At 61.9% G+C, this 5,936-nt stretch carries 6 protein-coding genes; 3 read left to right on the forward strand and 3 right to left on the reverse strand.

The window, feature by feature from the left end; all coding sequences use genetic code 11:
- The 3 genes from Q0G85_RS10090 to Q0G85_RS10100 form a co-directional block, all read right to left on the reverse strand.
- The coding region (locus tag Q0G85_RS10090; RefSeq protein WP_297157612.1) for an FAD-dependent oxidoreductase at positions 1-163 on the reverse strand (163 nt) is incomplete at its 3' end.
- 153 nt (positions 164-316) lie between these two features.
- Positions 317-1,201: an electron transfer flavoprotein subunit alpha/FixB family protein gene (locus tag Q0G85_RS10095; protein ID WP_297157606.1), complete on the reverse strand. Its 885-nt coding sequence runs from the start codon at positions 1,199-1,201 to the stop codon at positions 317-319.
- A gap of 41 nt (positions 1,202-1,242) precedes the next feature.
- A complete protein-coding gene (locus Q0G85_RS10100) occupies positions 1,243-2,001 on the reverse strand; it encodes an electron transfer flavoprotein (protein WP_296061893.1) in 759 nt (252 codons plus the stop codon).
- Between the two features lie 479 nt (positions 2,002-2,480).
- Between Q0G85_RS10100 and Q0G85_RS10105 the strand changes: the two genes are divergently transcribed.
- The 3 genes from Q0G85_RS10105 to caiA form a co-directional block, all read left to right on the forward strand.
- A complete protein-coding gene (locus Q0G85_RS10105; RefSeq protein WP_297157608.1) occupies positions 2,481-3,269 on the forward strand; it encodes an enoyl-CoA hydratase-related protein in 789 nt (262 codons plus the stop codon).
- A 121-nt stretch (positions 3,270-3,390) separates the two neighbouring features.
- Positions 3,391-4,686 (forward strand): MFS transporter, encoded by a 1,296-nt coding sequence (locus Q0G85_RS10110; protein WP_296061887.1) that lies wholly within the window; start codon positions 3,391-3,393, stop codon positions 4,684-4,686.
- Positions 4,687-4,788: 102 nt separating this feature from the next.
- A partial coding sequence (gene caiA, locus Q0G85_RS10115) for a crotonobetainyl-CoA dehydrogenase (RefSeq protein ID WP_296061883.1) occupies positions 4,789-5,936 on the forward strand: 1,148 nt, incomplete at its 3' end.

Consider the following 5,936-nt stretch of genomic DNA (forward strand, 5'->3'; position numbering starts at 1 on the left):
GCTTGAGGGAGTGGGAGTAGATGCGGCCGCCGGTCATGTTCTTGGCGCCGGCGAAGTTGCCGCGCTCCACGACCAGCACGCTCTTGCCCGCTTTCGCGAGCTCGTACGCTGCGACCGAGCCGGCGCAGCCCGCGCCCACCACGATCGCGTCGAAGTCTGACATATCGCTATCCTTTCACTCGCAGCCGAAACGGGCTGTCGACTTGCGTGCAGTTGAGACCCCCGCATCGCGCCTGAGGGATATGGCGGGGAGTAATCGCTCGGAGGAATCGGCGATGTGGAGAAAAAGGCGCGATGCGGGGCGGGGAGAAACTCCTTACAGAGCTGCGGTAAGCGCAGGCAGGACGTCTTTGATGTCGCCCACAAGACCGAAGTCGCACTGCTTGAAGATGGGGGCGTTCTTGTCCTTGTTGATGGCGAAGATGGCGCCGGAGCGGTTGCAGCCGACCATGTGCTGCATCTGGCCGGAGATACCGCAGGCGATGTAGGCCTTGGGGGTCAGCATGAGGCCGGAGACGCCCACGTAGCATTCGGTGGGAAGCCAGTTGACGCCCTCGGTGAGCGGACGAGAACACGCCAGGCCCGCGCCGAGCTTGCCGCACAGATCGCGCGCCATGTCGAGCTGGCCTTCCTCGGTGAAGCCACGGCCTGCCGCGACGACGACGTCGGCCTTGAACAGATCGACACCGCTCTTCTCGATGGCCTTGGAGGAGAGGACCTTGACGGGGCGAGCGGGCTCGACCCACTCCTGATCCGCAACAGCGCCGTTGGCGACACCTTCAGCGGCCTCGAACACGCCGGCGCCGACGGTGTAAATCGCGACGTCGCCCTCGGCCTTCTGCACGCGCTCGGCGATGCCGCCGAAGTACATGCTGCGAGCACCTGCGTCCTCGAAGGACATGACGTCGGTGATGACCGCGGTGTCCGCGTGGAAGGCGAGGCTGCCGGCAATGACCTTCATGTGGCGGGTCGCCTCGATAAGGACGATGCCCGGCTGCTCTGCGTCGAACGCGGCGTTCACGGTGTCGGCCGCGGCGTCGAGGGCAACACCCTCGGGAACGGTGATGCGAAGGACCTTGTCGGCGCCGCAATCGCTCGCTTCGCCGAAGGAGATGGCGACGATCTCGTCGGCCATGGTGCGCGCGCCCGCTGCCAGCTCTGCCGCTGCGCCTGCGTGCTCAGCAATGATCAATGCTTTCATGAGTGTTCACTCTGCCTTTCTTGTGCTTGATAGCGCTTGACCTACAGGGCTGCCTTGAGGGCGGCTGCGAAGCTCTCGACGGCGCCGTCCTCGGCGGCATCGAAGATCTGCAGCTTGCGGTCGGCCTGCTCGGGAGCCTTGCAGTCGACGACGGCGATGCTGGAGGCGACGGAGCCCGCTGCAGCCTCGACGTTCATGGGCTTCTTGCCGGCAGCAAGGATGTCCTTCATGCCGGGGATGCGCGCTTCGGCGGCATCCGGAGTCACGGAGATGACGGCGGGAAGGCTGATCTCGACCACTTCGACGACGTCCTCGAGCACACGCTCGACCTCGAGAGCGTCGCCCTTGCAGCTGATCTTGGTGGCGGCGTTCACCACGGGCCAGCCGAGCTTGCAGGCGAGCTGCACGTCGACCTGCTGCGCATAGTTGTCAGCGGAACCGTCGCCGCAGACGACCACGTCGACATCGCCAATCTTCTCGACAAGCGCTGCGAGCTCGCATGCGGTGGCCTTGGCGTCCATGTTGGCACAGGCATCGTCGGCGATCATGAAGAGCTCGTCGACGCCGCGGGCGAGGACGTTCTTCTTCAGCTTGGACTCGTCGATCGAAGCAGGACCGGCGGTGATCGCCACTGCCGAGGAGCCCTCGACCTCAGCGGCGAGCTGAGAAGCGACTTCCAAGGCATTCAGGTCGTACACCGAGATGGTGTTCTTTGCCTTCGAGTAGTCGAGCGTGCGATCTCCTGCGACCTTGATGTCCTGATCGTCGGGGACCACTTTGAATGCGGCGGCTATTTTCATCTTGAGCCTTCCCTTCATATGCTTGTACAGAGGCTTGTCCGCAGGTTGACGCTTTCAGGATGCCCAAGCGATCTGCTCGGGTGCCTCGGGGAGTCGCCCTGCGCGTTGAGGTCATCTTGCACTCCGCAAGCGGCGTTCGCATCGCCAGATAACCGTGAAATACCCGTTACTCAGAAAATCGCGATACCCTCCAAACCCCCTTCCCCGAGGCTTCGAGAGGATGGCCGAGGGACGATTTCGGGCCTTCCCGAGACCGCGCGAAAGGCGCTTTCGGGGTTGACTGTCGAGCCATCACTTTCCCATGGTCAAAGGCATCATCACTAAGAATTTGCGATGCACGTTTTTCGTGCGATTACCTCATTACCGAAGTCCTGGCGATGACGTTTCGCGCCGCGCTCCATAGGATGCGGGTCAAGCCGGAAAGCCGATAAGAGCAACCCAAGACCGGCAAACGATCCCACTTTCTAAAGGAGGATAAAATGGCAGATTTCTACGGTACACCAGAGGTTGTGACCGACCTTCGCGAGGACGGCGTGCTTATTATGCGCATCAACCGCCCCGAGAAGCGCAACGCCATCAACGCAGTCACCTCTGCCGCCATGGAAGAGATCATGAACAAGGCTGAGAAGGACAACCGCGTGCGCGTCATCATCGTCACGGGCACGGGCGAGAAGGCCTTCTGCGCTGGCGAGGATCTCTCCGAGCTGTCCAGCGGCGGCGAGTGCATGACCGTTACCGACCATGGCTTCGGCGGCCTCACCGACCGTCTCTGCCCCAAGCCGGTTATCTGCGCCGTCAACGGCGTCGCAGCGGGTGGCGGCATGGAGATCGCCGTTTCCTGCGACATCGTCGTCGCCGCCGAGCATGCCCGCTTCGGCCTCACCGAGCCCAAGGTCGGCCTCATCGCCTCTACCGGCGGCCTCGTCCGCATGGCTCGCGACGTTCCCCGCAAGGCTGCAATGGAAATGCTCCTGACCGCTCGCCTCGTCTACGCCGCAGAAGCCAAGGAAATCGGCTTCGTCAACTACGTCGTTCCCGCCGAAGAGGTCATGGACAAGGCGCTTGAGCTCGCGACCACCATCGCCAAGAACGCACCTCTCTCGCTCAAGTTCACCAAGCAGATCGTCCACGCTGCTTCCCAGATGTCCGAAGAGGACGCGATGCGCTACTGCGACGCGGCCTATCGTTTCATCGAGAAGACCGAAGACGGCATCGAGGGCCCCGCAGCCTTCGTCGAGAAGCGCACTCCGAACTGGCAGGGTAAGTAAACCTGCATTCTTCCTCTCCGCGGAGGGGGCCGTCCGAACCCCCTCCGCACCTCCTCCCCTCCACCTAACTAAGCCGAATGCCTGGGAACCGGGCGCAATAGAATGAAGAAAGGATCGAATAATGTCGATGCTTGCGAAGAGCAGAGGAGAGCTCACTTATAAGGACCTGAGCGGTCTGCACAAGTGGTTTCTCATCGTGCTCGTCTCCATGGGCTCATCAATCATCTACACGCCCATCTACCTCAAGAACGTTTTCTACGAACCGCTGATGCAGGGCCTCGGCTGCACGAACGCCGACCTCGGTGCACTGCTTTCCTGCTACGCCATCGTCGCCGTCATCACCTACCTGCCAGCAGGCATCATCGCTGACAAGGTGCGCATGCGCACGCTTTCCTGGGTCGGATTCGGAGGAACGGCGGTCCTGACCTTCATCTACGCGATGCTGCCTTCCATCGAGATGCTCTACATCATCTTCGTCGGCTTCGGCATCACCTCCATCCTCATTTGGTGGGGCACGCGCTTCAAGATCGTGCGTCTGTGCTGCTCTGAAGAGGATTACGCCTCCAAGATCGGCGTGAGCTACTCCATCTACGGCGCCGCTGGCCTCATCGTCGGCCTCATCAACACGGCCATCATCTCCGCCATCGCCGACGCCTCCCAGGGCATCCAGATCCTGCTCGTCTTCCTGGGCGTGCTCATCGCCATCCTGGCCATCCTGTCCTTCATCCTCATCCCTGACTTCAAGGGCGAGATCGACAAGAACGCCAAGCTCTTCAGCCTCAAAGAGGTTGTCACGGCCATCAAGCACCCGGGCGTCATCTGGGCCTGCCTCGCCTACTTCTTCGTGTACCTCGTCTACATGGGCGTCACCTACACCACGCCGTTCATGACCACCTGCTTCGCAGCGCCGGTCGCCATCGTCTCCGTCGTCGGCCTCATCCGCACCTACGGAATCGGCCTCATCGCAGGACCAGCTGCAGGCTTCTTCGCCGACAAGCTGAAGAGCCCCTCGAAGTCGATCCTCATCTTCTTCGCCGCAAGCGTCATCGTGTTGGCCGCCTTCATGGTCATGCCCCGCGAGGCTGGCCTGGTCATCCCGATCGCCGTGCTGGTCGTCGTCCTCGGCTTTGTGACCTACGGCGCCTTCTCCATCGGCTCCTCCCCCCTCACCGAGGCCAAGGTTCCGATGAGCATCTTCGGCACCGCGTCGGGCCTGCTGTCCGTCATCGGCTTTTTGCCTGACACCTTCGTCCACACCTGGTTCGGCGGCCTTATCGACGCCCAGGGCGCAGACGCCTTCAACACCATCTTCATCGCGCTGGTTGTCTTCGCGGTCCTCGGCTGCTTCTGCCTGGTCATGACGCGCCGTGCCATGAAGAAGAACCTGGCAGCAGGCGTGGAAACCGACGAGGCGTAAATCGCTCGGAACATCGGCCGCTAACCGCAGCCAACACGCACCTTCATTTTTGGAATCACAGCGCGGCAAAAGGCTGCGCTGGATATCGACAAGGAGAATGCAATGGATTTCAAGTTGAGTGACGAGCAAGAGCTGATCGTCGAAAGCTATCGCGACTACATGGAAAGCGAGAACTGGGAAGCTTACTTCGCAGAGTGCGACGAGAAGCACGAGTACCCCCTTCGCTGGGTGAGCGGCCTGTGCGAGCTCGGCTTCGACTCGATCATGCTCCCCGAAAGCCATGGCGGGCTCGGCCTTGAGCAGCCGGCCGTGACGCTTATGGCGGTCTATGAGGTCCTCGGCCGCTACGGCGCACCGACCTACGTCCTCTACCAGCTCCCCGGCTTCGAGACCATCATCCGCGAGGGCACCGAAGAGCAGATCGAGGCCGTGCTCTCCACGCTGGGATCCGGCGAGCAGATCTGGAACTCCGCCTGCACCGAGCCGGGCGCAGGCTCCGACGTCGCCGCGCTTCAGACCACCTACAAGCGCGAGAACGGCAAGATCTACCTCAACGGCACCAAGACCTTCATCACCTCTTCCGCTGGCGTGAAATACCTGGTCATCATGGCCAAGAACGCCGACGATCCCGAGATGTTCACCGAGTTCTTCCTCGACATGAGCAAGCCGGGCGTGTCCCTGTCCCCGCTCAACAAGCTGGGTCTGCGCATGGACTCCTGCTGCGAGGTCTACATGGACAACGTGGAGCTCGAAGAGAAGGACATCTTCGGCAAGGAAGGCAACGGCTTCGCCCGAGGCATCAACGACTTCAACTTCGAGCGTTGGCTCGTCGGCGCCTGCGACTACGGCACGGCGATCGCCTGCTACGAGGATGCCTGCCGCCACGCGAACCAGCGCATCGCCTTCGGCAAGCCCATCGGCCGTCAGCAGCTCAACCAGCTCAAGGTCGCCGAGATGGCCATCAAGCTGAAGAACATGAAGAACATGCTCTACGAAACCGCTTGGGAAGCCGACAACAACGACGGCAAGTTCGATCCGGGCGCTGCCGCCATGTGCAAGTACTACTGCGCCAATGCCGCCTTCGAGGTCGTCGACGACGCCATGCAGATTCTCGCTGGCGTGGCCGTGGCCGGCGAGCATCGCATCCAGCGCATCTGGCGCGACCTTCGCGTTGACCGCGTCTCCGGCGGCACCGACGAGATGATGATCCTCACCGCTTCCAAGTTCGAGCTGAAGAAGTACCGCGACTA

Origin of the sequence: uncultured Ellagibacter sp. (genome assembly GCF_934617235.1) — a bacterium.
Taxonomy (GTDB): Bacteria; Actinomycetota; Coriobacteriia; order Coriobacteriales; family Eggerthellaceae; genus Ellagibacter.

Coding starts and splice junctions, on each gene's coding strand:
- Q0G85_RS10110 (WP_296061887.1), top strand. CDS start 3,391: ATGTCGATGCTTGCGAAGAGCAGAGGAGAGCTCACTTATAAGGACCTG.
- Q0G85_RS10100 (WP_296061893.1), bottom strand. CDS start 2,001: ATGAAAATAGCCGCCGCATTCAAAGTGGTCCCCGACGATCAGGACATC.
- Q0G85_RS10095 (WP_297157606.1), bottom strand. CDS start 1,201: ATGAAAGCATTGATCATTGCTGAGCACGCAGGCGCAGCGGCAGAGCTG.
- Q0G85_RS10105 (WP_297157608.1), top strand. CDS start 2,481: ATGGCAGATTTCTACGGTACACCAGAGGTTGTGACCGACCTTCGCGAG.